Here is a 15,670-nt window from a genome sequence, read left to right on the forward strand (position 1 = left end):
TGTTCTTTGTCTAGTAACTTACTAGAGTTTAGTTCCGACACAAGGAACGGATGGCAGGCGTCCCGGGGAGCGCGATCGGGGGGACCTGTCACCACTGGCAGAAGGTGGACCCATGCGGATCGAACAGCTCGAGTACCTCGCGGCAGTGACCAGGCACGGCTCGCTGCGGCGGGCGAGCGAGAGGCTCCACCTCTCCCAGCCGGCATTGAGCGAGTCGGTGACCAAGCTCGAGCGCGAGCTCAAGGTCACCCTCCTGGACCGGCGGCGCACCGGCGCCCGCATCAGCAGGGAGGGCCGCGAGCTGCTGCCCTACATGGAGGAGGTCCTCGCGGCCGTCGACCGGCTCCGCGCCGCGGCGGGCGACCAGCGCACGGACGGGCGCCTGATCCGGCTCGGCACCGTCCACGCCGGTACGGCGTCGCTGCTCGTCCCGGCCGTCCAGGCCTTCCAGACCTCGCGGCCCAACGCCACGGTCGAGGTCCTGACGATGCAGCAGGCCCAGATCGACGAGGGCCTGGCGGAGGGCAGCCTCGACCTCGGCCTGGTCAACGTGCTCGACGGCGACGACGCACCCGTCGGCCTGAAGGGCACCGAGCTGCTGCGCGGCCGGCCCGTCGCCGTACTGCCGGCGCAGCACGAGCTCGCCACGCGCGCACAGGTGAGCGTCGACGACCTGCGCGAGCAGAAGTTCGTGATGATGCGCTCGGGCTACCTGATGCACCGTTACGCGCACCGGGTGTTCGGCGCCGAGCTGCCGCGGGTGTGCCACAGCACCGACGGTGCGGAGATGGGCAAGGCTCTCGTGGCCGAGGGTCTCGGCGTCACCGTGCTGCCCGACTACAGCGTGCTCGACGATGCACTGCATCGCGCGGGCCTCGTCGTGGTCCGCCCCATCGCCGGTGATCGCACCACCGTCACGCTGGTCGTGCGGCACCGCGCCAACCTGCCGGTGTCGTTGCAGGTGCGCGAGCTGCACGCGGCTCTCGTCGCGCGGGCGGGGGAGTACCGCACGGTGCGGGCGTCCTGACGGCGTCGGGACAGTCCTGTCGGCGTCTCGCAAGAACACGTCGCTGATTGCGAAACCCGCGGCTGGGCGGGCAATTCGGCCGACGCGATCTCGGGCGCCGAGAGGACTCGAATATCGCTCGTGTGACGAAAGTGGCGAAAAATAGGCGAATTCGGTCATTCCCGGCGAAAAAAGACGCCGCATTCCCGGCGTGGTGATTGTGAGGTCGGCCACGAATGCCTAGCGTGCCGGGAAAGGAGTCGGGCGGGGGCCCGGCACACAGACGGCCCAAGGACTGCTCCGGCAGACCAGGCGGAAGGACAAGTAGTGAACAAGTCTCAGCTCATCGATGCACTGTCCGAGCGATTCGACGGCAACCGCAAGGCGGCCGCCCACGCTCTCGACTCCGTGCTCGACACGATCACCCGCCAGGTCGCCAAGGGCGAGAAGGTCGCCATCACCGGCTTCGGTTCGTTCGACAAGGCAGTGCGCAACGCGCGCTGGGTCCGCAACCCGCAGACCGGCGCGCGTGTGAAGACGAAGAAGAAGGCGGTGCCGAAGTTCACCGCCGGCGCCGACCTGAAGAACGTCATCTCCGGCGCGAAGAAGCTGCCGGCACTGCCGAAGCCGGCCAAGAAGGCCGCCGCTCCGGTGAAGGCGGCTGCCAAGAAGGCCGCTGCTCCGGCGAAGAAGGCCGCCGCTCCGGTGAAGGCCGCTGCCAAGAAGGCCGCTCCTGCCAAGAAGTCGGCACCCGCGAAGAAGGCGGCACCTGCCAAGAAGGCGGCTCCGGCGAAGAAGGCCGCTCCGGCCAAGAAGGCGCCCGCGAAGAAGGCTCCGGCGAAGAAGGCGCCCGCCAAGAAGGCTCCGGCCAAGAAGGCGCCCGCCAAGAAGGCTCCGGCCAAGAAGGCTCCGGCCAAGAAGGCGCCCGCCAAGAAGGCTCCGGCCAAGAAGGCCGCAGCCAAGAAGTAGCTCCTGCTCATCCCCGACGGGCCGTCCTCGACGAGGGCGGCCCGTCGTGCTTTTCCCTACAGGCCGGGGATATCGAGGACCGCGACGGCTGCACCCGTCGCTCCGCCGACCCCGAGACGCACCGCGGCCCGGAGGCTCTCGAGGTCGTCGACGTCATGGCGCAGACCCGGCAGCGGACCGAGGATCGGCCGCGCGCCGGAGGCCGCATGCGCGGCCGCGGAGTCGACGCCGAATCGCGGGTCGAACTCGTCGTGGGCCGCCGTGTAGAGGGTCGTGCCGGTGCCGTCCGCATCGGCGACGTACGCCGGCGGCCCGCCCGCGGACGCGAGGGCCGCCGCGAGGTCGTCGGCGCGCAGGGCTGGGAGGTCGGCGCAGAGCGCGACCGGCCGCAGCGCCGGCCAGCGCCGGCCCGCCTCCGCTGTGGCCTGGACCAGCGCCGGGTTGAGCCCCGTGCTGCCGTCGGGGCAGGCCTCGGCACCCAGCGCCTGGAGGGCGCGGGCGAACTCGGCGTCGTCGGTCGTCACGAGCACGCGTGCCACGCCCGGCGTCGCGAGGCAGGCAGTGACGGTGTCGACGGCGAAGGCCGTGGCCAGGGCAGTCCGTTGCTCCGGAGGTACGCCGACCAGACGTGTCTTGCCGACCCCCGGTGGCTTCACGGGGATCACGACGACGTGCTCTGTCCCTGCCGCGACCACGGTCCGATCCTGTCAGGTGTGCTTCCGGGTGGTGGAGGTCGGCTGCCGGTAGCCTGCCTCCGTGAGGGTGCGCAAGGTGCAGGAGAAGCGCAGTTGGGCCATCGCCGTCGCGGTGGCGATCATCAAGCCGACGTTGCTCCTGCTGACGAAGCAGAAGTGGGTCGGGGGAGAGCAGAACTTCCCCGCTGACGAGGGTTGCGTGGTGGTGGTCAACCACCTCTCGCACGTGGATCCGCTCACCACCGCACTGCTCTCCTACGACCACGGCCGGATCCCGCGGTTCCTCATCAAGTCCGGGCTGTTCAAGAACAAGGCGCTGGGCTTCTTCCTGAAGCAGGCCGGCCAGATCCCCGTCTACCGCGAGAGCGCGGGCGCCGCCGGCGCCTACGACGCCGCCGTCGCCGCGGTGCGGCACGGCCAGGCCGTCCTGATCTACCCCGAGGCGACGATCACGCGTGACCCCGACCTCTGGCCGATGCGGGGCAAGTCCGGCGCCGCGCGGATCGCGCTCGAGACCGGCTGCCCCGTCGTGCCGGTCGGGCAGTGGGGAGCGCAGGCCATCCTGCCGCCGTACACGAAGAGGCCCTTCCTCTTCCCCCGCAAGACGATCGTGGCCAGGATCGGTGCGCCGGTCGACCTGTCCGACCTCGCCGCGAAGCAGCCGCGCACCGCCGAGGTCGTCAACGAGGCCACCGATCGGATCATGGCCGCGATCACCCACCAGGTCGAGCTCATCCGCGAGGAGCACGCCCCGAAGGAGCGCTACGACATGCGGGTCCAGGGCGACCGCTTCAAGGACAGGAAGAAGGCCTCATGAGCAAGGTCGCCGTGCTGGGTGCGGGATCCTGGGGCACCGCCTTCTCGATGGTCCTCGCCGACGGCGGCAACGACGTCACGCTGTGGGCGCGTCGCGAGGAGGTCGCCGCGTCGATCAACGAGCGGCGCGAGAACTCCGACTACCTGCCCGGCCTCGAGCTGCCGCGCGGCGTCTCGGCCACCCACGACCCGGAGCGCGCTCTGGCGGGAGCCGACGTCGTCGTGCTCGCGGTGCCGTCGCAGTCGCTGCGCGACAACCTGCCGACCTTCGTGCCCTACCTGGAGCCCGGCTCCGTGCTGGTGTCGCTGATGAAGGGCATCGAGCTGGGGTCCCTGGAGCGGATGAGCGAGGTGATCGAGGAGGTCACCGACGTCGGACCGTCCCGCATCGCCGTCGTCAGCGGCCCCAACCTGGCGAAGGAGATCGCGCGCCGCGAGCCCGCCGCATCGGTGGTCGCGTGCGCCGACGAGGACGTCGCGACGATGCTGCAGAAGCGCTGCCACTCGCCGGCCTACCGGCCCTACACCAGCGTCGACGTGCTCGGCTGCGAGCTCGGTGGCGCCTACAAGAACGTCGTCGCCCTCTGCGTCGGCATGGCCGTGGGTCTCGGCTTCGGCGACAACACCACCGCCTCGCTCATCACCCGCGGCCTCGCGGAGACGGCACGGCTCGCGATGCGGCTGGGTGCCAACCCCCTCACCCTGATGGGTCTCGCCGGCCTCGGCGACCTCGTCGCCACCTGCTCGTCGCCGTTGTCGCGCAACCGCACGTTCGGCGAGAAGCTCGGCCACGGCATGACCGTCGAGGACATCTACGCCTCGACGCGACAGGTCGCCGAGGGGGCGAAGTCCTGCTCCTCGATCCGCGCCCTCGCCGAGAAGGCCGGCGTCGAGGCGCCGATCGCCGAGCACGTCGACGACGTCGTCGCGGGCCGGATGTCCACCTCCGACCTGATGAACGCCTTCATCAGCCGCGACACCAAAGCCGAGATCGACTAGCCGGCCGGCGCCGTGCCCTCGAGCGCCTGAGCCAGGTCGGCCCACAGGTCGTCGACGTCCTCGATCCCGACCGACAGCCGCACCAAGCCGTCGGGGATGGTCGCGGCCTCGGCCTTCCAGCGCCGCCGTCGCTCGAGGGTCGACTCCACCCCGCCGAGGGAGGTGGCGTGCACCCAGAGGCGTACGCCGGCGGACAGCAGGTCGGCCGCCGGACCGCCGCCGCGCAGGACCGGCGCGACGATCGCGCCGAAGCCCGGGTAGCGGACCTCCTCCACGGCCGGGTGCTCGGCCAGCCGCCGGGCCAGCTCGGCCGCGTTGCTCTGGGCCCGGTCGAGCCGCACGTGGAGGGTGCGCATGCCGCGCAACGCCAGCCAGGTCTCGAAGGGCCCGGGGACGGCGCCGACGAGGTCGCGGCGGCCCTTGACGGCGCCGTACACCTCGTCGTCGGTCACCACGACCGCGCCCAGCTGGACGTCGCTGTGGCCGGCGAGGTACTTGGTCGCGGAGTGCACCACGATGTCCGCGCCGAGCGCGAGCGGCTGCTGGAGCAGGGGGGTGGCGAAGGTGTTGTCGACCACGACGCGGATGCCGAGCTCCTTCGCCGCGGCGGCCAGGGCGGGGATGTCGGCCAGCTCGAGGGCGGGGTTGGTGGGCGACTCGATCCAGAGCAGCGCGCAGTCCTCGTCGTCGCGCATCGCCTGCACGACCGCGGCGGTGTCGGCGATGTCGACGAGCGTGCCGCGCAGCCGGCCGCGTGACTCCAGGTCGGCGAGCGCCATGACCGTGCCGCTGTAGGCGTGCCGGGGTGCGACGACGCTGCCGTCGTTGCCGACGAGGTCGAGCACCGTGGTCACCGCCGCCATGCCGGAGGCGAAGGCCAGCGCCCGGCCACCCTCCAGCGCCCCCAACGTCTCCTCGAACGCCGACCACACCGGGTTGCCGTAGCGGCCGTACTCGACATCGCCCGTCGCGACGTAGGTCGAGGCCATCGTGATCGGGTGGTTGAGCGGGGCGTCCGGCTCGTGGGGCGGACGCCCGGCCGTCACCGCGATGGTCGCCGGTCGCGGCTGGGCACGGTCGGAAGCAGGATCGGACATGGCACAACGGTAGGGTCGGGGCCGATGAATGCTCCCACCGGTCGCCGTATCCGGCTCGCCGTCGTCTTCGGCGGCCGCTCCTCCGAGCACGCGATCTCCTGCGTCACCGCAGGCAGCGTGCTGAAGGCGCTCGACCGGGAGAGGTACGACGTCATCCCCATCGGCATCGCCCCGGACGGTCGCTGGGTGCTGGAGGCCGACGACCCCGAGCGGCACGCGATCACCGGGCCCGACCAGCTGCCCGCGGTCGACGCCGACCGGGCGCCGGTCACCCTGACCCGCACGGGCACGGGCGCCGGCATCGTGGTGAGCGAGCCGTCCGCGCCGCCCCAGGAGCTCGGCGACGTCGACGTGGTCTTCCCGCTGCTGCACGGCCCGTGGGGCGAGGACGGCACCATCCAGGGGATGCTCGAGATGGCAGGCGTGCGCTACGTCGGCGCCGGCGTGCTCGCCTCCGCGGTCAGCATGGACAAGGCCTACATGAAGGTCGTCCTCGTCGCGGCCGGGCTCCCGGTGCTGCCGTGGACCACCGTCACCGCGCGCGAGTGGGCCAAGGACCCGGCTGCCGCCCGCGCCCGGGTCGCCGAGCTCGGCTACCCCGCCTTCGTGAAGCCCGCCCGCGGCGGCTCCAGCATCGGCATCTCCAAGGCGCACAGCGCCGAAGAGATCGACGCGGCCATCGAGGCGGCCCTCCTGCACGACCCGAAGGTGCTCGTCGAGGTGTCCGCCGAGGGCGCGCGCGAGATCGAGTGCGGAGTGCTCGAGTCGCTCGACGGAGGCGTCGACACGACCGTGCCGGCGGAGATCCGGATCACCGGCGACCACGAGTTCTACGACTTCGAGGCGAAGTACCTCCCCGACGAGGCCACCGCGCTCGACGTGCCCGCGAACATCCCCGAGGAGGCGGCCTCCCGGCTGCGGGCCCTGGCGGCCGAGGCGTTCCTCGCCGTCGGTTGCGAGGGGCTCGCCCGCGTGGACTTCTTCCTCATGCCCGACGGGTCGCTCGTGGTCAACGAGCTCAACACGATGCCGGGCTTCACGCCGCTGTCGATGTTCCCGCAGATGTGGGCCGCGACCGGGCTGGACTACCCGGCCCTGGTCGACCGGCTGATCGCCCTCGCGATGCAGCGCGACACGGGCCTGCGCTAGGCGCAGCGGCCTAGAGGCACTTCCCGCCGACGGTCCGCAGCTCCAGCACCAGCGGTGCCAGCTGGGCCATCACGGCGGCCGTCGCGTCGGGCCAGTAGTCCTGCGGGATCACGACCCGCACCCGTGGCCGGCTCCAGGCGGCGGTCAGGGTGATCTGGGTCGGCTGGTCGCCGTACTCGTCAGCGGGGATGTACCACCGCGCCTTGTCGGCGACCTCGCACGACGCTCCCGGGCCGAACCCGTCGGGCTCGTCGACCCCGCACGTCACCACGATCGGCGGGTCACCGTAGGCGGCCGCCGGGGCGTCGGCCGGTTCGACCTCGACCCTGTCCTCCTCGGCGAGCGTCGCCGGGAGGCCGTCGACGAACCTCGCGCAGGCGGCGGCATCCGCCTCGTCGAGATCGGGTGCGTCGACCTCCACCGGACCGCCGCAGGCGGTCAGCCCGGTGAGGAGCAGCAGGCTCGCGAGGAGCCCGGCCGTTCGGGTCGTCAGATGTGGACGACCGGGCACGTGAGCGTGCGCGTGATGCCCTCGAGGTTCTGCACCTTCGAGACGACCAGCTTGCCGAGCTCGTCGACGTTGCGCGCCTCGGCGCGGACGATCACGTCGTAGGGACCGGTGACGTCCTCGGCGAGCGTGACGCCCTTGACCTGGGAGATCGCCTTGGCGACCTCCGCGGCCTTGCCGACGTCGGTCTGGATCAGGATGTAGGCCTGCACCACCATTGGTTGCCCTCCTGGGGTATCGCGGTCGAAGACGGCTCAACCTATCGTGCCCGGGGCGCTACCGCCTCTTCGACGAGGTCGCTGGTTGGATGGGCGGGTGTCCGACGCACCTGCTCCCGACGCCACGCTGGCCGATCTCGGCGAGTTCGCGCTGATCGACCACGTCGCCCGGCTCGTGAGGGACATCGCGCCCGGCGACGAGGTGCTCGTCGGTCCCGGCGACGACGCCGCCGTGCTGCGCGTCCGCAAGGGTCACGTGGTCGTCTCGACCGACCTGGTCGTGGAGGGGCGGCACTTCCGCAAGGACTGGGCGGACGCCGCCGACGTGGGGCACCGCGCGGCCGCGCAGAACCTCTCCGACATCAACGCCATGGGCGGGCGGGCGCAGTGGCTGACCGTCGGCTTCGCCGCCCCGCCGACCCTGGAGGCGCGCTGGGCGCTCGACTTCGTCCGCGGCTTCGCCGAGGAGTGCGCCCTGGTCGGCGCCGGCGTCGTCGGAGGTGACGTGACCACCTCGGAGAAGATCACGATCGCGGTGACGGTGATCGGGGCGTGCACCGTCTCGCCGGTGCTGAGGTCGGGCGCGCGGCCCGGCGACGTGGTCGCGCTGTGTGGGCGCCAGGGCTGGTCAGCCGGCGGCCTGGCCGTGCTCGGCCGCGGCTTCCGCTCGCCGCGGGTGCTGGTCGACGCCTATCGACGCCCGCAGCCGCCGTACGACGCCGGGCCGGTCGCCGCCGAGGCGGGCGCGACCGCCATGATCGACGTCTCCGACGGCCTCCTGGCCGACGCGGGGCACGTAGCGCGGGCCAGCGGCGTGGCCATCGATGTCGAGACGTCCGGCCTCGACGTGCCCGAACCCCTCGTCGCGGTCGCCGGTGCGACCGGCGCCGACCCGCTGTCCTTCGTGCTCGGGGGCGGGGAGGACCACCCGCTCCTGGCGAGCTTCGCGCCCGACGTGCCGCTGCCCGAGGGCTGGCGTCGCATCGGCACCGTCACCGACCCCGGGCCGGACGGTCCGGTGGTCACGGTCGACGGGGCGCCGTACGACGGTCCGACGGGCTGGACGCACTTCTGAGCGGAAAAACAGAACGGCCGCACCGTGAGGTGCGGCCGGTCCAGGAATGCTCGGTCAGCGTGTGACCTTGCCGGCCTTGATGCAGCCGGTGCAGACGTTCATGCGCTTGGGCGTGCCGTTGACCACGGCACGGACGCGCTGGATGTTGGGGTTGAAGCGGCGCTTGGTGATCTTGCGCGACCACGGCCGGTTGTTGCCGAAGCCAGGCTTCTTGGCGCAGATGTCGCAGACGGCAGCCACGGTTTTGCTCCTACGGATCGGGATCTTGAACCTAAAATCGGGGGTCGCCCCGCTGAGGGCAACCGCATCAGATTAGCCGACGAGGGCGAGCAGCCAGAAATCCTCGGTGCCCCCATCCTCTAACCTGACCCCATGGCTGGCGGCATCGAGCTCGACACGGTGCTCCGGTTCGTCGACATCGCCGTCGACGCCCTGGCCGAGGCGCGCGAGGAGATCGACGCCCTCAACGTCTACCCGGTGCCCGACGGCGACACCGGCACCAACATGTACCTCACGATCGCCGCCGCCCGCGACGCGATCCGCGAGCTGCCCGGATCGCCCAAGCGGGCCGCGCTCGCCGCCTTCTCGCGGGGCGCGCTGCTGGGCGCGCGCGGCAACTCGGGCGTGATCCTCAGCGAGATGATGGGAGCCATCGCGCGCCGGATCGCCGCGGCCACCGACGACGACCGCAACGCCGAGGTGATGGCCGAGGCCCTGCGCCGGGCGACCGAGGCCAGCTACGCCGCGGTGGGGGAGCCCGTCGAGGGCACCATGCTGACCGTCGCGCGGGCCGCCTCCGACGCGGCCGCGGAGGCCGTCAAGGATCCCGCGGCGCGCACCGCCGACGTGCTGCGTACGGCGGCGGCCGCCGCGCGCGAGGCGCTCGGCCACACCCCGGAGCAGCTGCCGGTGCTCGCCGAGGCGGGGGTGGTGGACGCCGGGGGGCGGGGGATCTGCGTGATCCTCGACGCCGCCGAGACCGTGCTCACCGGGAGGCGCCCGGTGCCGGTCACCCACCCGCTCGGCCAGCACGCGATCCCCGTCCCGCAGCTCGCCCCGGCGGGAGCCGGCGACCTCAGCACCGAGGGTCCTTCCTACGAGGTGATGTACCTCCTCGACACCGACGACGGGCAGATCCCGCACCTGCGCTCCCGGCTCGGCGAGCTCGGCGACTCGGTGGTCGTGGTCGGCGGCGACCGGCTCTGGAACGTTCACGTGCACGTCGACGACGTGGGCGCGGCGATCGAGGCGGGGCTCGAGATCGGCCGGCCGCACCGGATCCGCGTCACCCACTTCGCCGAGCAGGTCGCGGCCTCGTCCGCCGACGCGCCGCGCACGCCGGCGCCGGCCGGCCGGTCGGTGATCGCGGTCTCCGCCGGACCGGGACTGCACGCGCTCTTCGAGGAGGCCGGCGCGATCGTCGTCGACGGCGGTCCCGGGCGGCGACCGTCCACCGGCCAGCTGCTCGCGGCCATCGAGGGGAGCGGCGCCCAGGAGATCGTGATCCTGCCCAACGACCCCGACTCCGTCCGCGCCGCCCGCGTCGCCGCCAGCACGGCGGAGTCCGACGGCGCCGGCGCCGGGGCCGGCCACGCGCTGCGGATCTCGGTGATCCCGACGGAGGCGCAGGTCCAGGGACTTGCCGCGATCGCCGTCCACGAGCCCGGGCGCGCCTTCGACCAGGACGTCACCGAGATGACCGCCACCGCGCGGCACGTCAAGCACGGCGCGGTGACCGTCGCGGTCAAGGAGGCGATGACCTCGGCCGGCCCGTGCGCGCCGGGCGACGTCCTCGGCGTCATCGCCGGCGACTTCGTCGTGATCGGCGACGACCTCGGGGAGGTCGCGATCGCTGTCCTCGAGCGCCTGCTGGCCGCCGGTGGCGAGCTCGTCACCCTGGTGCAGGGCGAGGAGGCCGACGGCATCGCCGAGCGCGCGGTGTCGTGGGTGGAGGAGCACCACCCCCATGTCGACGCCGTGGTGTACGACGGTGGCCAGGAGCGATACCCGCTCCTGATCTCCGTCGAGTGACCCGCGACACCTGACTGATCGGAGGCCCGTGACCACCCTCGACGCACCGCTCGCCGCCGTGCTGGGCAAGGTGACGCCCGCCCAGCGGAAGAAGTTCGAGGAGGGCCTCGGGCTGCGCACCGTCGGCGACCTGCTCCAGCACTTCCCGCGCCGCTACCTCGAGACCGGCCGGCTCACGAAGGTGGGCGACCTCAAGGTCGGCCAGTTCCTCTGCGTCGTCGGGGAGATCGTGGACTGCCGCCAGCACACCTACAACGACCGCCGCACCGGCCGGCCGGCGTACCGCGTCGAAGCCGTGCTCAGCACCGACGGACCCCGCCTGAAGATGACGTTCTTCGCCAAGGCCAAGCACACCGCCGACTGGCACCAGCGGCGCGTCGCGGTGGGTCAGCGCGGGGTCTTCCTGGGCCGGGCGGAGCGGTTCCGGGACAGCTGGCAGCTCACCAACCCGGCGATGACGATCTTCGGCCAGGCCGACGACGAGGACGGCGCCGAGAGCATGATCGACGAGATCGGCGACCTCTACCCGATCTACCCGCTCACCAAGGGGCTGCAGACCTGGGACGTCGCCCGCGCCGTGCGCGCCGCGCGGGGCCAGGTCGCGGAGATCCGGGAGGTGCTGCCCGAGGCGCTCCGCAGCGAGTACGACGTCGTCGACATCCGCACCGCCTACGACTGGATCCACGCGCCCGACACGCGGGAGCAGGTGGCGAAGGCGCAGCACCGGTTCCGCTTCGAGGAGGCGCTCGTCACCCAGCTGGTGCTGGCGCGCCGCCGCCGCGCCCACCGTGAGCTGGGTGCGACCGCGCGCACGGGCGGCGACGGCGCGCTGCAGCTGGCCTTCGACGAGCGGCTGCCCTTCACGCTGACCGACGGCCAGCGGGCGGTGGGGGAGCAGATCGCCCACGACCTCGCGCAGAGCCACCCGATGAACCGGCTGCTGCAGGGCGAGGTCGGGTCCGGCAAGACGCTGGTCGCGCTCCGCGCGATGCTCCGCGTCGTCGACTCCGGCGGCCAGGCGGCGCTGCTCGCGCCGACCGAGGTGCTCGCCCAGCAGCACCACCGCTCGATCGTCACCATGCTGGGCGAGCTGGCGCAGGGCGGCACGATCTTCGGCGCGGCCGAGGGCACCCGGGTCGACCTGCTGACCGGCTCGATGACCAAGTCCCAGCGCACCGAGCCGCTGCTCCGCGCAGCCAGCGGTGAGGCCGGCATCGTCATCGGCACCCACGCGCTGCTGCAGGACCAGGTGCAGTTCGCCGACCTCGGCCTGGTCGTGGTCGACGAGCAGCACCGGTTCGGCGTCGAGCAGCGCGCCGCCCTCAACGACAAGGCCCAGGTGCCCCCGCACGTGCTGGTCATGACCGCGACCCCGATCCCGCGCACGGTCGCGATGACCGTGTTCGGCGACCTCGAGGTGTCCACCCTGCGCGAGCTGCCCGCCGGCCGCGCCGAGATCCAGACCAACGTCGTGCCGCTGGCCGAGCAGCCGGGCTGGATCGCCCGGGTGTGGGCGCGGGTCCGCGAGGAGGTCGAGAAGGGCCACCAGGTCTACGTCGTCTGCCCGCGCATCTCCGGCGACGATGCCGAGGCCGACCAGCCGGAGGTGCTCGACGTCGACGACGACGGCGACCCGGTCGCCCCGCCCCACAGCCTCGCGGCCGTCGACGAGGTCCTCCAGGAGCTCGCGAGCGGGCCGCTGTCCGGCCTCCGGGTCGCCGCGTTGCACGGCAGGCTCCCGGCCGAGGAGAAGGACGCCACGATGCGGGCCTTCGCCCGTCACGACGTCGACGTCCTGGTGTCCACGACCGTGATCGAGGTCGGCGTCGACGTCGGCAACGCGACCACGATGGTGATCCTCGACGCCGACCGGTTCGGCGTCTCCCAGCTGCACCAGCTGCGCGGTCGCGTCGGTCGCGGCGGCTTCCCCGGGCTCTGCCTGCTCGTCACCCACGCCGACGACCCGCTGTCCGACGCCCGCGCTCGGCTCGACGCCGTCGCGAGCACCACCGACGGGTTCGTGCTGAGCCGCGTCGACCTCGAGCAGCGCCGTGAGGGCGACGTGCTCGGCGCGTCGCAGGCCGGTCGCCGGTCCGGCCTGGTCAACCTCCGCGTGCTGCGTGACGAGGACACGATCCTGGCCGCCCGCAGCGCCGCCGACGACCTCCTCGACCGCGATCCCCAGCTCCTCGACGCCCCGCTGCTCGCCGACGCCGTCACCGACCTCGAGCGCTCCCAGCAGGGCGACTTCGTGGACAAGTCATGACCTCGCCCCACGTGGTTCCTCGCCTCCGCTGCGCTGCCCCGCACGACCTCGCGGGGACCCCGAGATGACGCGGATCATCGCCGGCGCCGCCGGCGGCCGGCGGCTGGAGACGCCTCGGGGCGACCGCACCCGGCCGACCAGCGACCGTGTGCGCGAGGCGCTCTTCTCCGCGATCGAGGCACGCACCGGCAGCCTTCGCGGCCTGCGCTTCCTCGACCTCTACGCCGGGTCCGGCGCCAACGGGCTGGAGGCCTGGTCGCGCGGCGCCGAGGCGGTGACGTTCGTCGAGGCCGACCGTCGTACGGCCGACCTGGTCGCCCGCAACGCCCGTGCGATCGGCTGCGGCGTGGCCTCGGTGCACGCGGCCCCGGTCACGGCCGTGCTCGCGGCCGGTGCGGACGCGCCGTACGACCTGGTCTTCAGCGATCCGCCCTACCCCCTCGACGACGCGACCGTCGCCGACGACCTGGCGTTGTTGGCCGCTCAGGGCTGGCTTGCCGACGACGCCCTGGTCGTGGTGGAGCGTGGCACGCGCAGCCCGGGGCCCGCGTGGCCGCCCGGCGTCGTACCTCTCCCGGGGAAGCGGGCGGCCAAGAAGTACGGCGAGACGACGCTCTGGTTCGCCCAGCCACTACGGTGAGCCCATGCGTCGTGCGGTCTGCCCCGGCTCCTTCGACCCGGTGACCAACGGTCACCTCGACATCTTCGGACGGGCGGCAGCGCTCTTCGACGAGGTCGTGGTCGCGGTGGGCGTGAACAAGTCGAAGTCGACCTCGTCCAACCGGCTGTTCGGCGCCGACGAGCGGATGGAGATGCTGACCGAGGCCGTCGCCCCCTGGGGCAACGTGCGGGTCCAGGGGTTCACCGGCCTGGTCACCGACTTCTGCCGCGAGATCGACGCGCAGGCGATCGTCAAGGGCCTGCGAGGTTCGGGCGACTACGACTACGAGCTGCAGATGGCGCAGATGAACGCCCACCTGACCGAGGTCGAGACGGTGTTCCTCATGACCGACCCGAGCATGTCGTTCGTCTCGTCGAGCCTGGTCAAGGAGGTGGCCTCCTTCGGCGGCGACGTGTCCGGACTGGTGCCCGACGCGGTGCTGCAGCGGCTCACCACCCGCATCGAGGAGCGGCGTGCCGGCTCGTGACCCGGGCCCGGCGGCACGGTCGTCAGATTTGGTCCGGCCACCCGCTGACCGTTACGATTCTCGCTGATCTGTTGTGTCCGGACCGGGAGTGATCACGTGACCAGCCTGGACCCGAGAGCGCCGCTCGTGCTCGATACTCGCGAGCTCGGCCGCCGCCCGGGGTCCCAGCGGGAGCTGACGCTCGCGGCCCCGGCCCCGGCAGATCTGGGTATCGAGGTCCTCACGGTCCCCGAGGGTTCGCAGATCGAGTTCGACCTGCGACTCGAGGCGGTCATGGAGGGTGTCCTGGTCACCGGCACGGCGCAGGCCGTGGTCGACGGCGAGTGCGCGCGGTGCCTGGAGCCGATCCACGACGAGATCGAGGTGACGTTCCAGGAGCTGTTCGTGTACGACGACCGTCGACACGATGAGCAGGACGAGTCCGAGGACGACGAGACCCGCAGGCTCGAGGACGACCTGGTCGACCTGGAGCCGCTGCTGCGGGATGCGGTGGTGCTCGCACTGCCGTTCCAGCCGTTGTGCCAGCCGGACTGTCCCGGGTTGTGCCCCGAGTGTGGGGCTCGCCTGATCGATGATCCGGACCACGCGCACGACGAGCCGGTGGACCCCCGTTGGTCGGCGCTGAGCGCGCTGGCCGACAATCACGACGAAGACCTGAAGTAGACGGCGAACCGTCCGGCCCCGCCGGTCGGACACACAGAGGAGAAGACAGTGGCTGTTCCGAAGCGGAAGATGTCGCGCAGCAACACGCGGCACCGTCGCTCGCAGTGGAAGGCTGTCGCGCCCACGCTGGTGACCTGCGCCAACCCGGCCTGCGGTGCCCAGCACCTGCCCCACCGCGCCTGCGGCACCTGTGGCCAGTACGGCGCCAAGGGCGACCGTCGCCAGGTCCTCTGACCCGACCCGCCTGACGGCACCGGCCATCAGCGCCTACGACGAGCTGCGTCGAGCACTCGGGGATCCGTATCTCGACCCCGAGCTGCTCGACCGCGCCCTGACGCACCGGTCCTACGCCTACGAGAACGGCGGCCTCCCGACCAACGAGCGCCTGGAGTTCCTGGGCGACTCCGTGCTCGGTGTCGTGGTCACCGAGACGCTGTACCGGATGCACCCCGACCTCTCCGAAGGTCGCCTCGCGAAGCTGCGCGCAGCCGTCGTCAACGCGCGCGCCCTCGCCGAGGTCGCCCGGGTCATCGGGCTCGGGCAGTACATCAAGCTCGGCCGCGGTGAGGAGACCACCGGCGGCCGCGAGAAGGCCTCCATCCTGTCCGACACCGTCGAGGCCGTGATCGGTGCGGTGCACCTCAGCGCCGGCATCGAGACCTCCGCCGACGTCGTACACCTGCTCTTCGACCCGCTCATCGACGCCGCCTCGGCCATGGGCGCCGGGCTCGACTGGAAGACCTCGCTCCAGGAGCTCGCCGCCGAGCACAGCCTCGGCGTGCCCGAGTACGTCATCCAGGACGAGGGCCCTGACCACGCCAAGACCTTCACCGCTCAGGTGCGCGTCGCCGAGAAGCTCTACGGCAACGGCCACGGGCGCTCGAAGAAGGAGGCCGAGCAGGGCGCCGCGGAGACCGCGTGGAGCGAGATCGCCGCCTCGTTCGACGCGCCGGTGGCGCCCCCCGCGAGTCCCGCGACTCCCGCGCCGCCCGCGACTCCCGCCTCCGCCGACGACTGATCCCGCGCCGCC

At 72.2% G+C, this 15,670-nt stretch carries 18 protein-coding genes; 13 read left to right on the forward strand and 5 right to left on the reverse strand.

Annotation, left to right across the window (positions count from 1 at the left end):
• Positions 1-112: 112 nt before the first annotated feature.
• Entirely contained in the window at positions 113-1,027 is a 915-nt protein-coding gene (locus tag ACAX67_RS08715; RefSeq protein WP_370703415.1) for a LysR family transcriptional regulator, read from the forward strand.
• Positions 1,028-1,333: 306 nt separating this feature from the next.
• Positions 1,334-1,975 carry an HU family DNA-binding protein gene (locus tag ACAX67_RS08720; protein WP_370703416.1) on the forward strand — a complete coding sequence of 214 codons (642 nt, stop codon included), beginning with the start codon at positions 1,334-1,336 and terminating at the stop codon, positions 1,973-1,975.
• Positions 1,976-2,031: 56 nt separating this feature from the next.
• Here ACAX67_RS08720 and cofC read toward each other — a convergent pair whose 3' ends face one another.
• The gene (cofC, locus tag ACAX67_RS08725) at positions 2,032-2,670 is read right to left on the reverse strand and encodes a 2-phospho-L-lactate guanylyltransferase (RefSeq protein ID WP_370703417.1); all 639 of its coding nucleotides are present in this window, start codon (positions 2,668-2,670) and stop codon (positions 2,032-2,034) included.
• Positions 2,671-2,731: 61 nt separating this feature from the next.
• Between cofC and ACAX67_RS08730 the strand changes: the two genes are divergently transcribed.
• Both ACAX67_RS08730 and ACAX67_RS08735 read left to right on the forward strand, forming a co-directional pair.
• Positions 2,732-3,487, forward strand: coding sequence for a lysophospholipid acyltransferase family protein (locus ACAX67_RS08730; protein WP_370703418.1), 756 nt, complete (start codon positions 2,732-2,734; stop codon positions 3,485-3,487).
• Complete coding sequence (locus ACAX67_RS08735; RefSeq protein WP_370703419.1) at positions 3,484-4,485, forward strand: NAD(P)H-dependent glycerol-3-phosphate dehydrogenase; 1,002 nt, start codon at positions 3,484-3,486, stop codon at positions 4,483-4,485. Before ACAX67_RS08730 ends, ACAX67_RS08735 begins: the two co-directional genes overlap by 4 nt.
• Here the strand turns inward: ACAX67_RS08735 and ACAX67_RS08740 are convergent.
• Positions 4,482-5,582, reverse strand: coding sequence for a trans-sulfuration enzyme family protein (locus tag ACAX67_RS08740; RefSeq protein WP_370703420.1), 1,101 nt, complete (start codon positions 5,580-5,582; stop codon positions 4,482-4,484). The two genes, ACAX67_RS08735 and ACAX67_RS08740, sit on opposite strands and share 4 nt — an antisense overlap.
• A gap of 24 nt (positions 5,583-5,606) precedes the next feature.
• On the opposite strand from ACAX67_RS08740, the gene ACAX67_RS08745 reads away from it, so the two are divergent.
• Positions 5,607-6,731: a D-alanine--D-alanine ligase family protein gene (locus tag ACAX67_RS08745; RefSeq protein ID WP_370703421.1), complete on the forward strand. Its 1,125-nt coding sequence runs from the start codon at positions 5,607-5,609 to the stop codon at positions 6,729-6,731.
• Positions 6,732-6,741: 10 nt separating this feature from the next.
• Here the strand turns inward: ACAX67_RS08745 and ACAX67_RS08750 are convergent, their stop codons facing one another.
• Both ACAX67_RS08750 and ACAX67_RS08755 read right to left on the reverse strand, forming a co-directional pair.
• The gene (locus ACAX67_RS08750; RefSeq protein ID WP_370703422.1) at positions 6,742-7,242 is read right to left on the reverse strand and encodes a DUF3515 domain-containing protein; all 501 of its coding nucleotides are present in this window, start codon (positions 7,240-7,242) and stop codon (positions 6,742-6,744) included.
• The gene (locus ACAX67_RS08755) at positions 7,221-7,457 is read right to left on the reverse strand and encodes an Lrp/AsnC family transcriptional regulator (protein ID WP_527890996.1); all 237 of its coding nucleotides are present in this window, start codon (positions 7,455-7,457) and stop codon (positions 7,221-7,223) included. Before ACAX67_RS08755 ends, ACAX67_RS08750 begins: the two co-directional genes overlap by 22 nt.
• Positions 7,458-7,554: 97 nt before the next feature.
• On the opposite strand from ACAX67_RS08755, the gene ACAX67_RS08760 reads away from it, so the two are divergent.
• The gene (locus ACAX67_RS08760; protein ID WP_370703423.1) at positions 7,555-8,532 is read left to right on the forward strand and encodes a thiamine-phosphate kinase; all 978 of its coding nucleotides are present in this window, start codon (positions 7,555-7,557) and stop codon (positions 8,530-8,532) included.
• A 54-nt stretch (positions 8,533-8,586) separates the two neighbouring features.
• Here ACAX67_RS08760 and rpmB read toward each other — a convergent pair whose 3' ends face one another.
• The gene (rpmB, locus tag ACAX67_RS08765) at positions 8,587-8,772 is read right to left on the reverse strand and encodes a 50S ribosomal protein L28 (RefSeq protein WP_370703424.1); all 186 of its coding nucleotides are present in this window, start codon (positions 8,770-8,772) and stop codon (positions 8,587-8,589) included.
• A gap of 132 nt (positions 8,773-8,904) precedes the next feature.
• Between rpmB and fakA the strand changes: the two genes are divergently transcribed.
• From fakA to rnc, 7 genes are all read left to right on the forward strand, one after another.
• Positions 8,905-10,563, forward strand: a complete 1,659-nt coding sequence (fakA, locus tag ACAX67_RS08770) for a fatty acid kinase ATP-binding subunit FakA (RefSeq protein WP_370703425.1) — start codon at positions 8,905-8,907, stop codon at positions 10,561-10,563.
• A 28-nt stretch (positions 10,564-10,591) separates the two neighbouring features.
• Complete coding sequence (locus ACAX67_RS08775) at positions 10,592-12,829, forward strand: ATP-dependent DNA helicase RecG (protein WP_370703426.1); 2,238 nt, start codon at positions 10,592-10,594, stop codon at positions 12,827-12,829.
• A 64-nt stretch (positions 12,830-12,893) separates the two neighbouring features.
• The gene (gene rsmD / locus ACAX67_RS08780; protein WP_370703427.1) at positions 12,894-13,469 is read left to right on the forward strand and encodes a 16S rRNA (guanine(966)-N(2))-methyltransferase RsmD; all 576 of its coding nucleotides are present in this window, start codon (positions 12,894-12,896) and stop codon (positions 13,467-13,469) included.
• A 4-nt stretch (positions 13,470-13,473) separates the two neighbouring features.
• A complete protein-coding gene (coaD, locus tag ACAX67_RS08785) occupies positions 13,474-13,977 on the forward strand; it encodes a pantetheine-phosphate adenylyltransferase (protein ID WP_370703428.1) in 504 nt (167 codons plus the stop codon).
• A 96-nt stretch (positions 13,978-14,073) separates the two neighbouring features.
• A complete protein-coding gene (locus tag ACAX67_RS08790; protein WP_370703429.1) occupies positions 14,074-14,640 on the forward strand; it encodes a YceD family protein in 567 nt (188 codons plus the stop codon).
• A 48-nt stretch (positions 14,641-14,688) separates the two neighbouring features.
• The gene (gene rpmF, locus ACAX67_RS08795; RefSeq protein ID WP_149727874.1) at positions 14,689-14,874 is read left to right on the forward strand and encodes a 50S ribosomal protein L32; all 186 of its coding nucleotides are present in this window, start codon (positions 14,689-14,691) and stop codon (positions 14,872-14,874) included.
• Positions 14,831-15,658, forward strand: a complete 828-nt coding sequence (gene rnc, locus ACAX67_RS08800) for a ribonuclease III (RefSeq protein WP_527890997.1) — start codon at positions 14,831-14,833, stop codon at positions 15,656-15,658. Before rpmF ends, rnc begins: the two co-directional genes overlap by 44 nt.
• Positions 15,659-15,670: the final 12 nt, after the last annotated feature.

Source organism: Nocardioides candidus (assembly GCF_041321175.1).
Taxonomy (GTDB): domain Bacteria; phylum Actinomycetota; class Actinomycetes; order Propionibacteriales; family Nocardioidaceae; genus Nocardioides.

Coding starts and splice junctions, on each gene's coding strand:
- ACAX67_RS08715 (WP_370703415.1), top strand. CDS start 113: ATGCGGATCGAACAGCTCGAGTACCTCGCGGCAGTGACCAGGCACGGC.
- ACAX67_RS08735 (WP_370703419.1), top strand. CDS start 3,484: ATGAGCAAGGTCGCCGTGCTGGGTGCGGGATCCTGGGGCACCGCCTTC.
- ACAX67_RS08740 (WP_370703420.1), bottom strand. CDS start 5,582: ATGTCCGATCCTGCTTCCGACCGTGCCCAGCCGCGACCGGCGACCATC.
- ACAX67_RS08745 (WP_370703421.1), top strand. CDS start 5,607: ATGAATGCTCCCACCGGTCGCCGTATCCGGCTCGCCGTCGTCTTCGGC.
- ACAX67_RS08755 (WP_527890996.1), bottom strand. CDS start 7,457: ATGGTGGTGCAGGCCTACATCCTGATCCAGACCGACGTCGGCAAGGCC.
- fakA (WP_370703425.1), top strand. CDS start 8,905: ATGGCTGGCGGCATCGAGCTCGACACGGTGCTCCGGTTCGTCGACATC.
- rsmD (WP_370703427.1), top strand. CDS start 12,894: ATGACGCGGATCATCGCCGGCGCCGCCGGCGGCCGGCGGCTGGAGACG.
- coaD (WP_370703428.1), top strand. CDS start 13,474: ATGCGTCGTGCGGTCTGCCCCGGCTCCTTCGACCCGGTGACCAACGGT.